Below are 18,561 nucleotides of genomic sequence, written 5' to 3' on the forward strand. Positions count from 1 at the left end.
CAGGGTTCAGGCGGGCTGCACTCCCCGGATCACCGGCGCTTCGCGGATCGGCAGGTGGATCAGCGCCGCGCCCACCGCCAGCACGATGTCGATGTACCAGACCCAGTCGTAGCTGCCGGTGGCTTCGAACACCTGCCCCCCCAGCCACGCCCCCAGAAAGCCACCGACCTGATGCGACAGCATCACCAGCCCGAACAGCATGGCCATGTTGCCCGTGCCGAAGAACTTGGCGACCAGGCCCACGGTAGGCGGCACGGTGGACAGGAACGTGAGGCCCATGACGGCCGCGAAGGTGAGCATCACGGCTTCGGTCTTCGGTGCCAGCAGAAACACCAGCACCGCCACCGCGCGGGAAGCGTAGACGAGTGACAGCAGCGACTTCATGCGCCAGCGGCCGACCGCCCAGCCCATGACCAGGCTGCCCACGATGTTGAACAGGCCGATCACACCCAGCGCCCAGGCCCCCACGGGCGCGGGCAGCCCGCAGCTCGCGACGACGCCCGGCAGGTGCGTGGCCAGAAAGGCCACATGGAAACCGCAGACGAAAAAGCCGGCCGACAACAGCAGATAGCTGGGGGTTCGCAGGGCCTTGCGGATCGCCTCGCCGGCCGGCAAGGCCACCGGGGCCGGCGCCGCCCCCACCGAAGCCGACGGCCCGGGACCGCGCAGCACCCAGGCGGCCGGCAGCGCGAGCAGCACGATCAACCCCAGGGCCTGCATGGCCCCGATCCAGCCCATGCTCACCGTCAGCGCAGCGGCCAGTGGAGCCATCAGGAACTGCCCGAACGAGCCGCCCGCGTTCACGATGCCGGTGGCCATGCCCCGTCGCTCGGCCGGCATCAGGCGTGTCGTCGCCGCCATCAGCACCGACGGCCCGGCCATGCCAGCCCCCCCTGCCGCCAGCACACCGATGGCGAGGATGAGACCCCAGGTGCTGGTCATGAGCGGTGTGATCCAGGTGCCCAGCGCCACCAGCAGCACACCCGCGAGCAGCACCCGACCCGCACCGATGCGATCGGCCACCGCGCCGGCGAACGGTTGCGTCAGGCCCCACCAGAGCTGGCCGAACGCGAAAGCCAGACTGATGCTGCCCACCCCCAGCCCGGTGGCGGTGTTCAGCGGCGACAGGAAAAATCCCATGGTCTGGCGCGTCCCCATGGTCAACGCGAACGTGCCAGCGGCGGCCAGCAACACCAGCCACCACACATAAGGCACCCGCACAGGGGCCTTGGGCAAGCGATCAGTCCCCATGGGTGTCCTCCTCGTGGAATGCGGCGAGGCCTTCGTCCAGCAGCCCGTGGAGCGCGGCCACCGTGGCCACGCCGAGTTTCTCGTTCAGGGACAGCTGGGCGGCTTTCCAGCGCCGCTGCGCCTGACGCCGCAATTCGAGGCCTGTGTCGGTGATGTGAACGAGGCGGCTGCGTGCATCCACACCCTCGCCCAGTGCAAGCCAGCCGGCAGCAATCATCGGCTGCAGGTTGCGCGTGAGGGTCGAGGCGCTCATGTCCATGCGCCGCGCCAGCTCGCCGGGCGCCAGCGGCCCGAGCCGGTCCACGTGCGTGAGCAGCGAATACTGGGTGATCTTCAGGCCTGAGCCGGTCAGGTGCTGGTCGTAGTGCTGCGTCACTCGCCGGGTGAGCTGGCGCAGCTTGAAGTTCGTGCATCCCACCGGGGTGGCAGATGTCGCATGCGTGTCGGCGTTCATGAATTTATTGTATCTACAATATTTGTATCTGCAAATTAAAGGAGATCGCATGAGCGCAGAGGACATCCAGGCCCATTGGAACCAGCAATACGAAGCCGTCGTGGCCCGCCTGAAAGCGGGCATCGGCGCGGGGCTGGCCAATCCGGCCGACATCGCGGGGCTGACCGGCCTGCAGCAGATGCAGGCCATGCTCGAGGGGACGCTGCCCTATCCGCACATCGCCGACACGCTGGACTTCTCGCTGGTGGAGGTGGGCGAAGGCCGCGCCGTGTTCCAGGGCCTGCCCCAGCTCAAGCACTACAACCCGCTGGGCACCGTGCACGGTGGCTGGTATGCCACGCTGCTGGATTCCGCCGTGGGCTGTGCGGTGCACACGGTCATGCCGGTGGGCCGCGCCTACACCACCGCCGAACTGAGCGTGAACATCGTGCGTGCCGCCTCGTACAAGAGCGGGCCGCTGCGCGCCATTGGCACTGTGGTGCATGCCGGGCGTCAGCTGGCCACGGCAGAGGGCCGCATCGTCGGGCCCGACGGCAAGCTCTACGCCCATGCCACAACGACCTGCCTGGTTTTTGAAGTGCCCTCAAAATAGCGCGCATGAGACTTCTACACACCATGCTGCGCGTGGGCAACCTCCAGCGCTCGATCGACTTCTACACCCAGGTGCTGGGCATGCAACTGCTGCGCACCTCCGAAAACCCCGAGTACAAGTACTCGCTGGCCTTCGTGGGCTACGAGGGCAATCCGGCGCAGGCCGAGATTGAACTCACCTACAACTGGGGCACCGACAGCTACGAGCTCGGCACCGCCTATGGGCATATTGCCCTGGGCGTGCCCGACGCTTACGCCGCCTGCGAGAAGATCAAGGCGGCCGGCGGCAATGTGACGCGAGAAGCCGGGCCGGTCAAAGGCGGCACCACGGTGATCGCGTTCGTCACCGACCCCGATGGCTACAAGATCGAGCTGATCCAGCGCGCGGACGACCACCAGACCGGTCAAGGCCTGCGCTGAACACAGCGGCTGCACCACCCCAAGGAAAAAGCCCGGCATGCCGGGCTTTTTCCTTGGGAATGATGGGGCGCTCAGGGAGCGATCACCACTTCCACGCGGCGGGCTTCGGCGTTGTTGCCGCTGCCCGTGGTCTGCTCGGGCTTCTTCAGCTCGACCACCGTCTCGGCCACCCCCGCACCCACCAGCGCGCTGCGCACGGCCAGGGCCCGCTGCTTGGCCAGTTCGGCGTTGAATGCCGGGTCGCCGGTCGTGTCATGGAAGCCGGACAGCACCAGCTTCTTGCCCGCCTTGCCTGCGGCAATGGCATCTCCCAGAGCATTGAGCGCACCCGGGGCCAGGTCGGCCTTGCCGGAAGCGAAGTAGAACTTGACCACACCGTTCTCGACCACGACGCTGGCGTCATCACCCACAGGGGCTGCGGCCGGGGCGGCAGCCACTGCGGCGGCTGCGGTGGGGGCACCCGATGAAGCCGCGCCGCGCGACTTGTGGACACCAATGCCCAGCACAGCGCCCACCACCAACACAATCACGCTGATCAGCAGCAAGGCAACAACGCGGTACTCGGGCTCGTCATCCTGAGAGGACATGGGAAACACTCCGTGAAGAATAATGGGGAAAGAACTCGACGAAGATTGTAAATGGCCGACCGTGACACCCCGAGGGCCCGCGCCCTCCACGACCCTGCGCTGCGCAACGGCGCGCAGATGATGGCCGACACCCTGGCCCAGTGGCGTTCGCAGGGCGAGCGGCCCGATCTCTGGGTTTTTGCCTATGCATCGCTGGTGTGGCGCCCGGAGTTCGAAGCCGCCGAACAACGGCCGGCCCGCGTGCGTGGCTACCACCGCTGCCTGCAGATGTGGAGCCGCGTGAACCGCGGCACCTTCGAGTGCCCGGGCCTGGTGTTTGCGCTCATGCCCGGCGGCAGCTGTGCCGGCCTGGCGCTGCGCGTACCGCACGAACAGGTGGAGGCGCTCATGCCCGTGCTGTGGGCCCGCGAGATGCCCAACCCGGTCTACGACCCGAAATGGCTGCATTGCGACACGCCCCAGGGCCCTGTGCGGGCGCTGGCGTTCACGCTCTCGCGCCACAGCCCGAGCTACACCGGCACCCTGAGCGACGAGCGCTACCGCGACATCTTCAAGCGGTCCTGCGGGCGCTACGGCACCACGCTCGACTACGCTCGCCAGACCTTCGAGGGACTGCTCCACCACGGCATCCACGACCGTGCACTGCAGAAACTGCTGCTGCTTGCCGACGAGCCGATGGTCAAGCCCGACCCACGACCCGCTCCTATACTGCCCGCATGAACATCGCCGACCTGCGCAAGAGCTACGAAAAGGCCGAACTGAGTGAGTCGGCCTCCCATGCCCACCCGCTCAAACAGTTCGACCAGTGGCTCAACGAAGCCATCAAGGGCGAGGTGCCGGAACCCAATGCCATGACACTGGCCACCGTCGGCCCGGACCTGCGGCCCAGCACCCGCGTGGTGCTCGTCAAGGGGTACGACGAGCGCGGCATCGTCTGGTACACGAACTACCAGAGCCGCAAAGGCCGCGAGCTCGCCGGCAACCCGTTCGCGGCGTTGCAGTTCCATTGGGTCGAACTGGAACGCGTGGTGCGCATCGAAGGCGTGGTGGAGAAGGTGAGCGAAGCAGAGAGCGATGCGTACTTCCAGAGCCGCCCGCTTGACAGCCGCATCGGTGCCTGGGCCAGCCCGCAGAGCGAGGTGATCGAGAGCCGCAGCGTGCTGGTGGCGAATGCCGCGAAATACGGCGCGCAATTCCTGCTGCAGCCGCCGCGCCCGCCGCACTGGGGCGGCTACCGACTCAAGCCGGACAACTGGCAGTTCTGGCAAGGCCGCAAGAGCCGCCTGCACGACCGGCTGCGCTACACCGCGCAGGCCGATGGCGGCTGGCTCCGCGAGCGGCTGGCCCCCTAGTGGGCCTTGTCGATGCGCTGCGCAGCCACCGCGCGAAGCTGCACGGGCGTCACCCGCTCCGGTGCGATCTCGGCCAGCGGCACCAGCACGAAGGCGCGCTCGTTCATGCGGGGATGTGGCACCGTCAGCCGGGCCGAGTCGATGCACGCCTCACCATACGTCAGCAGATCCAGGTCCAGGGTGCGCGGTGCGTTGCGATAGGGCCGTTCGCGGCCGGCATTGTTCTCGATCACCTGCAGCGCGTCCAGCAACTCAGGTGCACTGAGCGTGGTGCGCACCTCGGCCACTGCGTTGAAGTAGTCCGGCCCGCTGGAGTCGATCGGGGCGCTGCGGTACAGGCTGGACGCCTGCACCACGCGCACACCGGTGGTGGCGTTCAGCGCCGCGAGCGCATCGCGCAGGGTCCGTCCGGCATCGCCCAGGTTGGCGCCCAGGGCGATGAAGGCCGTGACCTCAGCCCGGATGGCGCGCATCCCTCACCGCAGATCAGTCGGCCGCCGGTCCGGCGTCGTTGCCACCCTCGGCACGCCCGGCATCGTTGGGTTTGCGGCGCCGGCGGCGGCGCTTCTTCGCCGGGGCGGCGCCCTCGCCGAGCGGTGCACCGTCTTCCGGATGCACATCACCCTGGTCTGCCTCGCCGTCGACGGGACGGAAGCGGGGATCGGCATCGACCGGCTGGGAAGCAGCCGGGTGGTCGGCATCGGTGCGCTTGACGCGGCGGGCCTTGCCGGCACCGGGCTTGGCCAGGTTCTCTCGGCGCTGCGCGTCCACCATGTCTTCGCGCATGGCATCGCTGGCGGTGCTGAAGGTTTCCCACCAGTGGGCCAGTTCTTCTTCGACCTCGCCAACCTGCGAACGCAGACGCAGGAAGTCGAAGCCGGCGCGGAAGCGCGGCTGCTCGACCAGGCTGAACGGAGAAGTGCCCACGCGCTTGTCGAAGCGCGGCTGCATCATCCAGATCTCGCGCATGTCCGAGCCCAGCTTGCCCCGGCCCGACACGTCGCCGATGCGGGCCTCGAAAGCGTCGTCCACCGCTTCCTGCAAAGCCGCGAAGGGGGCTGGCGGGCGCTGGTTCGGGCGCGGCGTCAGGCGCTGGTTCCATGCCTTGCGCACGTCGGCCCAGAGCACGCAGGCCAGCAGGAAGCTCGGTGCCACAGGCTTGCCTTCGCTCACGCGCCGGTCGGTATCCTGCAAGGCCAGCTTCACGAATTCGTCGCCGGCCCGCTGCACCACCACATCGAGCAGGGGATAGATGCCGGTGCCCAGGCCCACGGCCTTGAGCTGCTCGATGCTGGCCAGCGCGTGGCCGGTCTGCAGCAGCTTGAGCATTTCGTCGAACAGGCGGCTCTGCGGCACATCGGCCAGCAACTTGTGGGACGACGCCAGCGGCGCGAGCGTTTTGGCATCGAAGGTGAAGCCCAGACCGCTGAGCTTGGCGGCGAAACGCACGGCGCGGATGATGCGCACCGGGTCTTCGCGGTAACGCGTGGCGGCATCGCCGATCATGCGCAGCGTGCGCTTCTTGGCATCGCGGATGCCATGGTGGAAATCGACCACGGTCTGCGTTTCCGGGTCGTAATACATCGCGTTGATGCTGAAGTCGCGGCGGGCCGCGTCCTGCTCGATGGGGCCCCACACGTTGTCGCGCAGCACACGCCCGCTGGCGTCGACCGCGTGCTTCATGCCAGCCAGCTCACCCTTGCTGGTGCGTTCGTTGCCCGCGACCTGCTCGGCAGCGGCACTGTCCAGGTAGGCGCGGAAGGTCGAAACTTCGATGACCTCGTGCTCGCGTCCGCGCCCGTAGACCACGTGCACGATGCGGAAGCGCCGCCCGATGATGAAGGCCCGGCGGAACAGGCCCTTGACCTGCTCTGGCGTGGCACTGGTGGCCACGTCGAAGTCCTTGGGGCGCAGGCCCAGCAGCAGGTCGCGCACCGCGCCCCCGACGAGGTAGGCCTCGAAGCCGGCCTGCTTGAGGGTGTGCACCACATCCAGTGCGCGCTGGTCCACCAGGCTGCGGTCGATGCCGTGCACGCCGGCCGGCACGTCCTCGCGCTTGCCGAAGGGGTTGGCACGGCGGCCGGAAGGGGTGCCGGACTTGCCCAGCAGCCGGTCGATGAATTTCTTGATCATTCGAATAGGTTCAATGTGCGCCAGCCCCGTTCGAGGGCGATGGCGCGGAGCCGGGCATCCGGGTTGGTGGCCACGGGCTCGTGCACTTTTTCCAGCAGCGGCAGGTCGTTGATGGAGTCGCTGTAGAAGGTGCTGTGCTGCACGCGCGACCAGTCCAGCCCGCGCGCAGCCAGCCATTGTTCCACACGGGCGATCTTGCCCTCGCGGAACGACGGTGTGCCCTGGATGGCACCCGTGGGTTCGCCGCGCGCGTCGCGTTCGAGCTCGATAGCGATGAGTTCGTCCACACCGAAGGCCCGGGCAATGGGCCGGGTGACAAATTCGTTGGTGGCTGTGACGATGACCACGGTGTCGCCAGCCGCCTGGTGACGCCGGAGCAGCGCGCGAGCGGGCTCGCGCAGGGCGGGCCCGATGACGTCGTGCATGAAGCGATCGTGTGCCTTCTGCGCGGCGGCCAGGCCACGCTCGCGCACCGCCTCGATGGCAAAGCGCACATAGCGGTGGATGTCGAGCATGCCGGCCTTGTAGTCGGCATAGAAGCCGTCGTTGGCCTTGGCAAACCCCTGGGCATCGCGCCAGCCGAGCGCGACGGTGAATTCGCCCCAGGCGTGATCGGAGTCGAGTGGGATCAGCGTGTGGTCCAGGTCGAAAAGGGCCAGTCTCATACGGTCATTCGTTCTCGAGCATCGATTTGATCAGCGGGATGGTGATGGCACGCTGGGTGCGCAGCGCGTAGGTGTCGAGCTGATCGAGCAGCATCATCAGGCTGGAGAGGTCGCGCGAGAAGCGGCGCAGCATGAAATCCATCACCTCATCGCTGAGGAACACACCACGGTCGTCGGCGGCGCGGCGCAGCACGGAACGGCGCTCGGTCTCGCTGAGCGCCTGCAGCTGGAACACGTGGCCCCAACCCAGGCGGGTGCGCAGGTCCTCGCGCACCCGCAGGTCTGCGGGTGGGCAGGTGGCGGCCGCCAGCACCCAGCGCGACGGCCCATGGGCCGGGCTCTGGGCATTGACGAACCAGTTGAAGGCCGCGGCCTGCTGGGGCGCGGTGTAGAGGTGGCAGTCGTCGAGCAGCACGGCGTCCCACTGATCGTCGAATTCGGTCGGGTCCAGCGTGGCGGCATCGAGCCAGCCCACACGCCCGCCCTGCTCGCGCAGGGCTTCGCGCACGGCGCGCAACAGGTGCGTCTTGCCACTTCCGCTTTCGCCCCACAGAAACGTGGGCACAGGCGAGCGAAGGGGGTTGTTCGTCCACAGGCGCAGGTGCTCGACCGCAGCCTCGTTGCCCGCGCCGACGAAATTGACAAGTGTGGGCACCGGTGCGAAGCCGATGTCCAGCGCCATCTGCCGCATGGGGGTGGGTGGAACGCTCATTGTTCGGGGTTCCCGGGCACTGCGCGCGGGCCATCAAGGTAAAGGGCGCTGTTCACGTAACGCTCACGCAGACGGCGGATGGCCACCAGCAACACGGCACTGGCCGGCAAAGCGATCAGCACGCCCACGAAGCCCAGCAGGTGGCCGAAGGCCAGCAGCGCGAAGATGACCGCGATGGGATGCAGGCCGATGCGTTCGCCGAGCAGGCGCGGCGTGAGGTACAGGCTTTCGACCACCTGGCCCACACCATACACCGCCGCCACCAGCAGCACGCCGGTGATCGTCTGGAACTCCAGCAGCGCGGCCAGCAGGGCCAGCACCAGGCCCACGCCGAAGCCCAGGTAGGGCACGAACACGGCCAGGCCGGTGAACACGCCGATCGGCAACGCCAGGTTGAGCCCGACGAGCGCCAGCGCCACGGTGTAGAACACCGCCAGCACCCCCATCACCAGCAGCTGGCCACGCAGGTACTGGCCCAGCACGGCGTCGGTCTCGTCCAGGAAACTCTGCACGCTGGCCTGCCAGCGCGGGGGAATCAGCGATTTGGCGCGCTCGACCAGGTTGTCCCAGTCCAGCAGCAGGTAGTAGGCCACGATGGGCATGAGGAACAGGTTGCCCACCACCGCTGCCAGCGCACTGCCGCCGATGCGCAGGGAAGAGAGCAGCCTCTCGAGGATCTCGCTCTCGTGGCCGGACACCAGGCGCGTCAACCATTCGCGCACCAGGCCCACATCCACCGACAGGCTGACGCCGAAACGGCCCGCCAGCGGGGTGATCCAGGCATTGAGGCGGTTCAGCAGCTCGGGCACCTGCTCGCGCAGCAACGGCACCTGCTTGGTGATCACCGGCACGATGAGCAGCATCACCGCCATCAGCACCAGCATGAGCAGCGTGATCGCCAGCCCGGCCCCCAGCCAGCGCGGCACGCGCCGGGCGTGCAGGCGTTCCACCAGCGGGTGCAGGGCGTAGCCGAGCACCGCGGCCAGCAGAAAGGGGGTGAGCACCGGAGCCAATAGCGACAGGAGCAGCCAGATCACGACCGCGATCGAGGCCCACAGCAGGGCTCGGATCTGGTTGGAGGTCAGGGGCATGGGGCGGGGGCTCGGCGGGTGGGCAGGGGTCGCGGGGGGGCAAACCCTTAAAATCTGGCGCAAATTCTATCGGGCCACCCCCCAGAGTACCCGAAAGTCCCCTCCCACCCGCGTTCCGACCACCGACCCGCCCCGCCCTGCGCCGGGCCAGCCCGCACATGACATCCCCCTCCACTCCCCTTTCCTACAAAGACGCCGGCGTTGACATCGACGCGGGCGACGCGCTGGTCGAACGCATCAAGCCGCTGGCCAGGAAGACCATGCGCGAAGGCGTGCTGGCCGGCATCGGCGGCTTCGGCGCCCTTTTCGAGGTGCCCAAGCGCTACAAGGAACCCGTGCTGGTCTCCGGCACCGACGGTGTGGGCACCAAGCTCAAGCTGGCGTTCGAGTGGAACATGCACGACACCGTGGGGATCGACCTGGTTGGCATGAGCGTCAACGATGTGCTCGTGCAGGGCGCAGAGCCACTGTTCTTCCTGGACTACTTTGCCTGCGGCAAGCTGGACGTGGACACCGCTGCGGCCGTGGTGGGCGGCATCGCCAGAGGCTGCGAGCTCAGCGGCTGCGCACTGATCGGGGGCGAAACGGCCGAAATGCCGGGCATGTACCCTGCGGGTGAGTACGACCTGGCCGGTTTCTGCGTGGGCGCGGTCGAGAAGTCGAAGATCCTCTCCGGCCAGAACGTGCAGCCGGGTGACGTGGTGCTGGGCCTGGCCTCGCACGGTGTGCACTCCAATGGTTTCTCGCTGGTGCGCAAGTGCATCGAACGCGCTGGCGCCGACCTGCCCACCACGCTGGATGGTCAACCGTTCCGCGAAGCCATCATGAAACCGACGCGCCTCTACGTGAAGAACGTGCTGGCCGCGCTGGCCGCGCACCCGATCAAGGCTCTGGCCCACATCACCGGTGGCGGCCTGCTGGAGAACATCCCGCGCGTGCTGCCCGAAGGCACGGCCGCCCACCTCGTCAAGGGCAGCTGGCCACAGACCGAGCTGTTCGCCTGGTTGCAGAAAACGGCCGGTATCGGCGACATCGAGATGAACCGCACGTTCAACAACGGCATCGGCATGGTGGTGGTGATCGCCGCCGACCAGGCCGCAGCCTGCGCGGCCACGCTGCGTGGCCTGGGCGAGACGGTGCACGAGATCGGCAAGATCGCACCGCGCGGCGAAGGCGCGGCGGTGATCGTGGCCTGAAAGTCACCTTTCAGGCAGACCCCGGCAGCGTGCTCCGGGGGAAATAACCTACCAATCAGAGCAAGGCGTCCGACGGCAGCACATGCACGCCCGGCGTCGCCACCAGCGCGGCGTGCAACAGGTGGTAGGCGATGCGTTCGGCCGGAACGACGCGGTAGCGGCGAGGCAGCAAGGGCTGCACCAGTCTGGACAACTTCACCGCCAGTTGCTCCGCTGGCCGGCTTTCCTGCCGGTTACCTGCGATGAGCCCCGGGCGCACCAGCGTGAGCGAGGAGTAGCCCACCGCCTGCAGGTCGCGCTCGGTTTCGCCCTTCGTGCGTGTATAGAAGATGCGCGAATTCGCGTCAGCGCCCAGCGCCGAGTTCAGGGCGTAGGCCCGCGCACCGTGGCGACGCGCCAGGTACGCCACTTCCACCGGGTGGTCGTGGTCGACCTTGTAAAACGCGGCCTGCGAACCCGCCTTCCGGATGGTCGTGCCCAGGGTGCAGACCACGGCGTCCACTTGCCACCAGTCGGCGTCATGTGGCAGGCGCTCGAAATCCACCAGCGGGTTGACCAGACGAGGTTGAGGGGTGAGGGGTTTTCGGGTCGGGGCGACCACCTCGGTCACGCCCGGATGGGCCAGAGCCTGTTGCAGCACATGGCTGCCCACGAGTCCGGTGGCGCCCACCAGCATCAGTCGTTTCATGGATTCAGTTGGGTGCGCGGCGCAGTTCCTGCAAGCGGTGGGAAATGGTCTCGCGGTCCAGCGCGTCATCTGCGTGTTCCACGTACGTCTCGAGATCGGCCACGGCCAGCCGCACATCGCCCATCTCGGCCCAGGCCAGACCCCGGTCGCGGTACTCGATCCAGGCGTCCGGCAGCAGGATGAGCAGTCGGTCCAGCACGGCGATGAGGCGCAGCCAGTCTTCCTGGGTGCGGTGGATTTCCTTCAGGTTGCGCAGCAGGCGCGCCAGGATATCGCGCGGCGTGGCGGCTTGCAGGTACAGGCCCACCGGGACGTCGAAATCGTCCACCAGGCCATTGCGCCGCTTGTACGGTTCGAGCCGCTCCGACAGGTCTTCGCGGCTGAGCGACTGGCCCGTGAACGGGTCGATCACCACCTGCCCGTTCGGCAGGTTCACCTTGACCATGAAGTGTCCGGGAAAATTGACCCCTTTTGCCTTCAGTCCCAGCCCCTGCGCGAGTTCAAGCCAGAGCACCGCGAGCGTGATCGGGATGCCGCGGCGCGTGCGCAACACGGCGTTGAGAAAGCTGTTGTCGGGGTCGTAATAGTTGTTGACGTTGCCGCCAAAGCCCATGTCCCGGAAAAAGAACTGATTCAGTGTGCGCAGCCGCTGTAACGGGCCGGCATCGGCGGCGCACCGCCGGCGCACGCGGGCCAGCATCTGGTCCACATCGCCCAGCACCTGCTGCACGTCGAGATCGGGGTATTCGTCCTGCGCGATGGACGTGGCCGCCTCGAACAGTGGCAGTGCATCGTCATCCCCCACCAGAGCGGCGAAATAGCCCAGTGGGGTTGGCGCGGGGTATTCGTAAGCGGTCGGCATGGTGAGTGGGTATCTGCAAACCGCAGGTTACGTCATTTTCTGATGAACTGCCTCAAGTTCAAACCCGCAAGCAACAGCGTAAGGAAGTAGATCAGCATCGCACCCAGCACGCACAGGGTGAGCAAACCCACGCGCTGCAAGGCCTGGCCGTCAAAAGCCAGCCAGTCGAAATGGGAGGCCACCCACATGAGAAACACCGCCAGCAAGGCACTGGCGGCGAGCACCTGCATGCCGAATCGTGCCCAGCCCGGCGAGGGCCTGTAGGCTCCGCGGCGGATCAGGCCCATCAGCAGGAACAATGCGTTCACCATGGCACCGATGCCGATCGCCAGGGCCAGCCCGGCGTGCGCCAGCCGGGGCACCAGCAGCAGGTTGAGCAATTGCGTGAGCACCAGCACACCGATGGCGATCTTCACTGGCGTGCGGATGTCCTGCCGCGCATAGAAGCCGGGAGCCAGCACCTTGATGGCCACCAGTCCGATCAGACCCGCTCCGTAACCCATCAGGGCGGTGGCCGTGCGCTGCACGTCAGCGGCGGTGAAAGCGCCATAGTGATAGAGCACAGCTACCAGCGGCTGTGCGAATGTCAGCAGCGCCACCGCACAGGGCACGGCGAGCAGCACCACCAGGCGCAGGCCCCAGTCCAGCAGGTTGCTGTAACGGTCCGTGTCGTCTGCCGCCTTGGCCGCCGCCAGCTGCGGCAACAGCACCACGCCCAGCGCCACGCCCAGCATGGCCGTGGGGAACTCCATCAGGCGATCGGCATAGGTCAGCCAGCTCACGCTACCCGCACCGAGGTGGGACGCGATCTGCGTGTTGATCAGCAGGGAAATCTGCGCCACGCTCACGCCCAGCAGCGCCGGTAGCATCAGTGTGGTCACCCGGCGGGTCCCGGGGTGGATCCAGGCGGTCTTCAGGCTCGACCAGCGCAGGCCGATGCGCGGCAGCAGGCCCAGCCGGCGCAGCGCGGGAATCTGCACACCCAACTGCAGGCAACCACCCAGCAGCACACCGCCTGCCATGGCAAAGATCGGCTCGATGCCCAGCGTGGCGAACCAGGGTGCCCCCCAGCCAGCTGCGGCGATCATCGCCACATTGAGCAGCACCGGCGTGGCCGCCGGCACCGCGAAGCGCTTCCAGGTGTTCAGGATGCCCGCCGACAGCGCCACAAAGGACATGAAAGCAATGTAGGGAAACATCCAGCGCGTCATGAACACGGCGGCGTCGAATCCGGCGTCGCTCAGCCCGCTGGCCATGGCCCACACCAGCACGGGCGCGCCCAGCACGCCGAGCACGCAGGTGGCGGTGAGCGCCCAGGCCAGCACGGTGGCGATCTGGTTCACCAGCACGCGGGTGGCGTCATCGCCCTCCTTCTCACGCACGCCTGCCAGCACGGGCACGAAGGCCTGACTGAACGCACCCTCGGCAAACAGCCGGCGCAGCAGGTTGGGAATGCGGAAAGCGACGTTGAAGGCGTCGGTCAGCGCGCTGGCGCCGAAGGTCGCTGCCATCAGCAGTTCACGCACCAGGCCGGTGATGCGGGATGCCAGGGTAAGCAGCGAGACGAGGGAGGCGGACTTGAACAGGGTCACGCGGGGAGTGTAACGACCGGGGCCCCCCACCTTGTCACCCGGGGCGGCCGTGCTAAAATCGCGGGCTTTGCTGGCATCATCCCCAAACACCGAAGGAACTCACCATGGCAACCAAGCCGAAGAAAAAGAACCCCCGCCTGGCATCCGGCCGCAAACGCGCCCGCCAGGACGTCAAACTCAACGCAGCCAACAGCTCGCTGCGCTCCAAATACCGCACCGCCGTCAAGAACGTTGAAAAAGCCGTTCTGACCGGTGACAAAGCCAAGGCGACCGAACTGTTCGCCAAGATGCAACAAGTGGTCGACATCGTCGCCGACAAGGGCATCTTCCACAAGAACAAGGCCGCGCGCGACAAGAGCCGCCTGTCGGCCAAGGTCAAGGGCCTCGCAGCCGCCGCTGCCTGATCCCCCGGTCTGGCCCAGCCAGACCCTCAGCCCGGGCCCCAGCGGCCCGCCGTTTGAAACGGGTGCGCTGCCAGCAAAAGCAAAAAAGCCGTCGCAAGACGGCTTTTTTGTTGCCCGGTCGGTTCGGGCCTGCCCCCCGCAGATCTACCCGACTGCGGACCAGACCGCGAGCTCGTACCCGTCGGGATCGATGAAGTGGAAACGACGGCCCCCGGGAAAGGCGAAGATGCCACGGCTGATGGGCGCACCTGCGGCCTCGACCCGTTGCTGGGTTGCCTCCAGATCATCGGCATACAGGATGACCAGCGGGCCACCCGGTCGGACCGCCTCACCGGTGGTGAAACCGCCCGTGAGCCGACCGTCGCTGAATTCGGTGTACGCCGGCCCATAGTCGGTAAACGCCCAGCCAAACACCGCGCCATAGAAAGCCTTGCTTCGCGCGATGTCGCTGACGTTGAACTCGATGTTGTCGACCTGACGGTCGCGTCCTCGAAGGCCCATGCGGATTTCAGGTGGACTGGGGTGGGTCGGGCAACAGGCAGGCCTCGACCACCTGCAGGCCGTTGTCGCGCGCGAAATTCATGCAGAAGTCCCAGGCCATGGGCTCGGATTCCCGCAGGTCGGTGTGCACCACCACGCACTTGATGCCATTGATGTTGTTGGGCACGCACCAGGGAGAGTAGCTCAGGTGGCTGCCCGGGGTGGCCCCACCGGGACGGAAAGAGCTCATCACCCCGGCCAGGCGCTCGGCCCAGTCACTCGGGCGGAAGGTGCGACCGTCCTTCGTGACGCCCTGGATGAAGACTTGTTTGGCTGTCGGTGAAACCATTCGGTGGGGAGGCCTTCGGATGGAGGGCTCGACTGGGAACATACCACCGCCGGACCGAGGATCGCTCACCGGGGCAAGAGGCAGGTATTCTATCTTATATAAGACTTGGGACCCGGGATAACCCGGGCGGCGGGCGGACACGGTAGCGCATTTCTTCGATGCCGAACAAGCAATGATGATGCCCACCCGCTGCCCCTAAAATCGCGCTTCAACGGCTCAACCTGCGTTGAGCCGCTTTCTTTTTGGCCCTTCCCAACGGAGTCCCTGCATGAACGCCGCCCCCAAGCCCGCCGCCTCGCCCCACGTGATGAACACCTACGGCCGTCTGCCGATCGCGATGTCGCATGGCCGTGGCTGCCGTCTGTGGGACACGAACGGCAAGGAATACCTGGACGCGCTGGGCGGCATCGCCGTGAACACCCTGGGCCACGCCCACCCCAAACTGGTGCCTGCCCTGCAGGACCAGGTGGCCAAACTGATCCATTCCAGCAACTACTACCACGTGCCTGACCAGGAAAAGCTGGCCCAGCTGCTGGTGGAGCGCTCGGGCCTGACCAACGTGTTCTTCTGCAGCACCGGCCTGGAAGCCAACGAGGCCGCGCTCAAGCTGGCGCGCAAGTACGGGCATGACAAGGGCATCGAGCGCCCGGAGATCGTGGTCTACGACAAGGCCTTCCACGGCCGCTCCATCGCCACCCTCTCGGCCACGGGCAACCCGAAGGTGCAGGCCGGTTTCGGCCCGCTGGTGGACGGTTTCATCCGCGTGCCGCTCAACGACATCGACTCGCTGAAGAAGGCCACGGCCGGCAACCCGAACATCGTCGCCGTGTTCTTCGAGACCATCCAGGGTGAAGGCGGCGTGAACCCGATGCGCGCGCAGTACCTCAAGGACGTGCGCGCCCTGTGCGACGCCAACGACTGGCTGCTCATGATCGACGAGGTGCAATGCGGCATGGGCCGCACCGGCAAGTGGTTCGCCCACCAGTGGGCGGGCATCGTGCCCGACGTGATGCCCCTGGCCAAAGGCCTGGGCTCGGGCGTGCCGATCGGTGCGGTGGTGGCCGGCCCCAAGGCCGCGAACATCTTCCAGCCCGGCAATCACGGCACCACCTTTGGCGGCAACCCGCTGGCCATGCGCGCGGGCGTCGAAACGATCCGCATCATGGAAGAAGAAGGCCTGCTGGAAAATGCCGCCCGCGTCGGCGAACACCTGCGCACCGTGCTCGAGAAAGACCTCATCGGCAGGGCTGGTGTAAAGGAAATCCGTGGCCAGGGCCTGATGATCGGCATCGAGCTCACCAAGCCCTGCGGCGTGCTCACCCAGCGCGCAGCCGATGCCGGGCTGCTGCTCTCGGTCACGGCCGACAGCGTCATCCGCATGGTGCCACCGCTGATCATGACCACCGCCGAGGCCGACGAAGTCGCCGCCATCCTGCTGCCGCTGATCCACGCCTTCCTGGCCGAATGACCCCGCCCGCCATGACGATCCCGCACTACCTGCAGTTCAAGGACTTCGACGCCGCCACGTACGCCTATCTCTTTGAACGCGCGGCCTTCATCAAGCGCAAGTTCAAGGCGGTGGAGAAGTACCAGCCCTTCGCCGACCCCGACCGCACACTGGCCATGATCTTCGAGAAGGCCAGTACGCGCACCCGGGTGAGCTTCGAGGCCGGCATGTACCAGATGGGCGGCTCGGTGGTGCACCTCACCACCGGCGACAGCCAGCTGGGCCGCGCCGAGCCCATCGAAGACAGTGCCCGCGTGATCAGCCGCATGGTCGACATCGTGATGATCCGCACCTTCGAGCAGAGCAAGATCGAAGCCTTCGCCGCGCACTCGCGCGTGCCCGTCATCAACGGCCTCACGAACGAGTTCCACCCCTGCCAGATCCTGGCCGACATCTTCACGTTCATCGAACAGCGTGGATCGATCCAGGGCAAGGTGGTGGCCTGGGTGGGCGATGGCAACAACATGGCCAACACCTGGCTGCAGGCCGCCGAGTTGCTGGGCTTCACGGTGCACGTGAGCACACCCGGTGGCTACGAGGTCGACCCCGTGCTCGCGGGCATCGGCCACCGCGACTGCTACAAGGTGTTCAAGGACCCGCGTGAAGCCTGCAAGGGCGCGCACCTCGTCACCACCGACGTGTGGACCAGCATGGGCTTCGAGGCCGAGAACGAGGTGCGCCGCGAAGCCTTCAAGCGCTGGTGCGTGGACGAGGACATGATGCGAGCCGCCCAGCCCGACGCGCTCTTCATGCACTGCCTGCCCGCGCACCGTGGCGAGGAAGTCAGCGCCGAGGTGATCGACGGCCCGCAATCCGTCGTCTGGGACGAGGCCGAGAACCGCATGCACGTGCAGAAGGCCCTCATGGAATACCTGCTGCTCGGCCGCCTGGCCTGATGCAGGCCCTGCTCGATGCCATCGCGCGCATCGAACCCCACACCGACGCCCGGCGCGTGTTCCACGGCCGGGGTGGCCTGTACCCTGGCTGCGAACAATGGACGCTGGACGCCTTCCCGCCGGTCTGGGTGCTCACCAGCTTCAAGCCCGTGGACGATGCCACGCTGCTCACTCTGGACGCTGCGCTGTCCCGGCGCTGGGCCGAGGTTGCGCCCGGCGAGCCGCTGAACTGGGTCTTCCAGTGCCGGCATGAAGGCCGCACGAACACCCATCTCATGGCCGGTACCGTGCCGGAACCGCATGTGGTGAGCGAACGCGGCGCGCGCTACCTGGTGCACGTGCTGCGCGGCCAGAACCATGGCCTGTTCCTGGACATGGCAGAAGGCCGGCAATGGGTGCGTGAGCACGCCCTGGGCTGCAAGGTGCTCAATCTGTTCGCCTACACCTGCGCGTTTTCGGTGGTGGCGCTGCAAGCCGGCGCGAAGCAGGTGGTCAATGTCGACATGAGCGGCGGCGCCATCGCCATCGGCCAGCAGAACCACGCGCTCAACGGCCTGCAGGGCAAGGCGGGTTTTCTCGCGCACGACATCTTCAAGACCTGGGGCAAGATCACCCGCAGCGGCCCTTACGGCCTGGTCATCGTCGACCCGCCGAGTTTCCAGAAGGGCAGCTTCGTTGCTACCAAGGACTACCTGCGTCTCATGCGTCGCCTGCCCGATCTCTTGTTGCCGGAAGGCCATGCACTCCTGTGTCTCAACGCACCCGAGCTGAGTCCCGGGTTCCTGCAGGAACAGATGCAGGAAGCCGCACCCGAACTCGTGTTCGAACAGCGCCTGCCCAACCCCGACGCTTTTGCGGATGCCGCGCCCGAGCGCGCGCTCAAGGTGCTGGTCTACCGCGCGCCGCCCGTGGCGCCCCGCAACGCATGAGCGCCTGCACCAGCTGCGGTGCGTGCTGCGCCTGCTTCCGCGTCGATTTTTCCATCCATGAAACGGAAGACATGGGCGGCAGCGTGCCCGGTGGCCTGGCGGTGGACGTGACAGACAGCACCGCCCGCATGCGCGGCACCGACCATTCACCGCCGCGCTGTGCGGCGCTCACCGGCAAGGTCGGCCAGAAGGCCATCTGCGGCATCTACGAATGGCGGCCCTCCCCCTGCCGCGAGTTCGAGGAAGGCAGCGACGCCTGCGGCCGGGCACGCCAGCGCCACGGCCTGCCCGCGCTCGACGGCAGGGGCTGACAGCGCCGCCATTTATTTCAGGCCTCAACAATTTTTGAAGCCTGTTGGCAATAACCGACACCATGGTTTTTTTCAGGGTGCTACCTTCAAC

The 18,561-nt window shown here is 66.8% G+C and carries 23 protein-coding genes; 10 read left to right on the forward strand and 13 right to left on the reverse strand.

What is annotated here, in order from left to right:
- Window positions 1-6 precede the first annotated feature (6 nt).
- Window positions 7-1,251, reverse strand: coding sequence for an MFS transporter (locus J2X09_RS12295; RefSeq protein ID WP_204733807.1), 1,245 nt, complete (start codon window positions 1,249-1,251; stop codon window positions 7-9).
- The gene (locus J2X09_RS12300; RefSeq protein ID WP_204733806.1) at window positions 1,241-1,705 is read right to left on the reverse strand and encodes a MarR family winged helix-turn-helix transcriptional regulator; all 465 of its coding nucleotides are present in this window, start codon (window positions 1,703-1,705) and stop codon (window positions 1,241-1,243) included. The genes J2X09_RS12295 and J2X09_RS12300 overlap by 11 nt, the downstream gene beginning before the upstream one ends.
- Window positions 1,706-1,754: 49 nt before the next feature.
- On the opposite strand from J2X09_RS12300, the gene J2X09_RS12305 reads away from it, so the two are divergent.
- The gene (locus J2X09_RS12305) at window positions 1,755-2,297 is read left to right on the forward strand and encodes a PaaI family thioesterase (RefSeq protein ID WP_204733805.1); all 543 of its coding nucleotides are present in this window, start codon (window positions 1,755-1,757) and stop codon (window positions 2,295-2,297) included.
- 5 nt (window positions 2,298-2,302) lie between these two features.
- A complete protein-coding gene (gene gloA / locus J2X09_RS12310) occupies window positions 2,303-2,716 on the forward strand; it encodes a lactoylglutathione lyase (protein WP_204733804.1) in 414 nt (137 codons plus the stop codon).
- A gap of 71 nt (window positions 2,717-2,787) precedes the next feature.
- On the opposite strand, the gene J2X09_RS12315 is transcribed toward gloA, so the two are convergent.
- Window positions 2,788-3,303 carry an OmpA family protein gene (locus tag J2X09_RS12315; protein WP_204733803.1) on the reverse strand — a complete coding sequence of 172 codons (516 nt, stop codon included), beginning with the start codon at window positions 3,301-3,303 and terminating at the stop codon, window positions 2,788-2,790.
- A 51-nt stretch (window positions 3,304-3,354) separates the two neighbouring features.
- Between J2X09_RS12315 and J2X09_RS12320 the strand changes: the two genes are divergently transcribed.
- Together J2X09_RS12320 and pdxH are read left to right on the forward strand one after the other, a co-directional pair.
- A complete protein-coding gene (locus J2X09_RS12320) occupies window positions 3,355-4,023 on the forward strand; it encodes a gamma-glutamylcyclotransferase (protein ID WP_374726500.1) in 669 nt (222 codons plus the stop codon).
- A complete protein-coding gene (gene pdxH, locus J2X09_RS12325) occupies window positions 4,020-4,655 on the forward strand; it encodes a pyridoxamine 5'-phosphate oxidase (protein WP_204733802.1) in 636 nt (211 codons plus the stop codon). Before J2X09_RS12320 ends, pdxH begins: the two co-directional genes overlap by 4 nt.
- Here the strand turns inward: pdxH and folK are convergent.
- Genes folK through J2X09_RS12350 form a run of 5 tightly spaced genes read right to left on the reverse strand, consistent with a single transcriptional unit; the run spans window position 4,652 to window position 9,256 of the window.
- The gene (folK, locus tag J2X09_RS12330; RefSeq protein WP_204733801.1) at window positions 4,652-5,128 is read right to left on the reverse strand and encodes a 2-amino-4-hydroxy-6-hydroxymethyldihydropteridine diphosphokinase; all 477 of its coding nucleotides are present in this window, start codon (window positions 5,126-5,128) and stop codon (window positions 4,652-4,654) included. The genes pdxH and folK overlap by 4 nt on opposite strands.
- Before the next feature lie 13 nt (window positions 5,129-5,141).
- Window positions 5,142-6,788 (reverse strand): polynucleotide adenylyltransferase PcnB, encoded by a 1,647-nt coding sequence (pcnB, locus tag J2X09_RS12335; RefSeq protein WP_204733800.1) that lies wholly within the window; start codon window positions 6,786-6,788, stop codon window positions 5,142-5,144.
- Entirely contained in the window at window positions 6,785-7,453 is a 669-nt protein-coding gene (locus J2X09_RS12340; protein WP_204733799.1) for a histidinol-phosphatase, read from the reverse strand. Before J2X09_RS12340 ends, pcnB begins: the two co-directional genes overlap by 4 nt.
- A 4-nt stretch (window positions 7,454-7,457) precedes the next feature.
- The gene (hda, locus tag J2X09_RS12345; protein WP_204733922.1) at window positions 7,458-8,144 is read right to left on the reverse strand and encodes a DnaA regulatory inactivator Hda; all 687 of its coding nucleotides are present in this window, start codon (window positions 8,142-8,144) and stop codon (window positions 7,458-7,460) included.
- A gap of 17 nt (window positions 8,145-8,161) precedes the next feature.
- Entirely contained in the window at window positions 8,162-9,256 is a 1,095-nt protein-coding gene (locus J2X09_RS12350) for an AI-2E family transporter (RefSeq protein WP_204733798.1), read from the reverse strand.
- A 158-nt stretch (window positions 9,257-9,414) separates the two neighbouring features.
- On the opposite strand from J2X09_RS12350, the gene purM reads away from it, so the two are divergent.
- Window positions 9,415-10,452, forward strand: a complete 1,038-nt coding sequence (gene purM / locus J2X09_RS12355; RefSeq protein WP_204733797.1) for a phosphoribosylformylglycinamidine cyclo-ligase — start codon at window positions 9,415-9,417, stop codon at window positions 10,450-10,452.
- Window positions 10,453-10,507: 55 nt separating this feature from the next.
- Here purM and J2X09_RS12360 read toward each other — a convergent pair whose 3' ends face one another.
- The 3 genes from J2X09_RS12360 to murJ are packed head-to-tail and all read right to left on the reverse strand — an operon-like array spanning window position 10,508 to window position 13,594.
- Window positions 10,508-11,140: an oxidoreductase gene (locus J2X09_RS12360; RefSeq protein WP_204733796.1), complete on the reverse strand. Its 633-nt coding sequence runs from the start codon at window positions 11,138-11,140 to the stop codon at window positions 10,508-10,510.
- A 4-nt stretch (window positions 11,141-11,144) separates the two neighbouring features.
- Entirely contained in the window at window positions 11,145-12,002 is an 858-nt protein-coding gene (locus tag J2X09_RS12365; protein ID WP_204733795.1) for a SirB1 family protein, read from the reverse strand.
- Between the two features lie 32 nt (window positions 12,003-12,034).
- Window positions 12,035-13,594 carry a murein biosynthesis integral membrane protein MurJ gene (gene murJ / locus J2X09_RS12370; protein ID WP_204733794.1) on the reverse strand — a complete coding sequence of 520 codons (1,560 nt, stop codon included), beginning with the start codon at window positions 13,592-13,594 and terminating at the stop codon, window positions 12,035-12,037.
- A 104-nt stretch (window positions 13,595-13,698) separates the two neighbouring features.
- Here murJ and rpsT point away from each other — a divergent pair, with 104 nt between their 5' ends.
- The gene (rpsT, locus tag J2X09_RS12375) at window positions 13,699-13,998 is read left to right on the forward strand and encodes a 30S ribosomal protein S20 (protein ID WP_204733793.1); all 300 of its coding nucleotides are present in this window, start codon (window positions 13,699-13,701) and stop codon (window positions 13,996-13,998) included.
- A gap of 144 nt (window positions 13,999-14,142) precedes the next feature.
- Here rpsT and J2X09_RS12380 read toward each other — a convergent pair whose 3' ends face one another.
- Complete coding sequence (locus tag J2X09_RS12380; protein WP_204733792.1) at window positions 14,143-14,499, reverse strand: VOC family protein; 357 nt, start codon at window positions 14,497-14,499, stop codon at window positions 14,143-14,145.
- A gap of 7 nt (window positions 14,500-14,506) precedes the next feature.
- Window positions 14,507-14,827, reverse strand: a complete 321-nt coding sequence (locus tag J2X09_RS12385; RefSeq protein WP_204733791.1) for a DUF3579 domain-containing protein — start codon at window positions 14,825-14,827, stop codon at window positions 14,507-14,509.
- Between the two features lie 268 nt (window positions 14,828-15,095).
- Between J2X09_RS12385 and J2X09_RS12390 the strand changes: the two genes are divergently transcribed.
- The 4 genes from J2X09_RS12390 to J2X09_RS12405 are packed head-to-tail and all read left to right on the forward strand — an operon-like array spanning window position 15,096 to window position 18,470.
- Window positions 15,096-16,295 (forward strand): aspartate aminotransferase family protein, encoded by a 1,200-nt coding sequence (locus tag J2X09_RS12390; protein ID WP_204733790.1) that lies wholly within the window; start codon window positions 15,096-15,098, stop codon window positions 16,293-16,295.
- An 11-nt stretch (window positions 16,296-16,306) separates the two neighbouring features.
- The gene (gene argF, locus J2X09_RS12395; protein ID WP_310308398.1) at window positions 16,307-17,230 is read left to right on the forward strand and encodes an ornithine carbamoyltransferase; all 924 of its coding nucleotides are present in this window, start codon (window positions 16,307-16,309) and stop codon (window positions 17,228-17,230) included.
- Window positions 17,230-18,159: a class I SAM-dependent methyltransferase gene (locus J2X09_RS12400; protein WP_204733788.1), complete on the forward strand. Its 930-nt coding sequence runs from the start codon at window positions 17,230-17,232 to the stop codon at window positions 18,157-18,159. The genes argF and J2X09_RS12400 overlap by 1 nt, the downstream gene beginning before the upstream one ends.
- A complete protein-coding gene (locus J2X09_RS12405) occupies window positions 18,156-18,470 on the forward strand; it encodes a YkgJ family cysteine cluster protein (RefSeq protein ID WP_204733787.1) in 315 nt (104 codons plus the stop codon). Before J2X09_RS12400 ends, J2X09_RS12405 begins: the two co-directional genes overlap by 4 nt.
- The last annotated feature ends 91 nt before the right edge of the window (window positions 18,471-18,561 follow it).

This window comes from Hydrogenophaga laconesensis (assembly GCF_031457235.1).
Taxonomy (GTDB): Bacteria; Pseudomonadota; Gammaproteobacteria; order Burkholderiales; family Burkholderiaceae_C; genus Hydrogenophaga; species Hydrogenophaga laconesensis.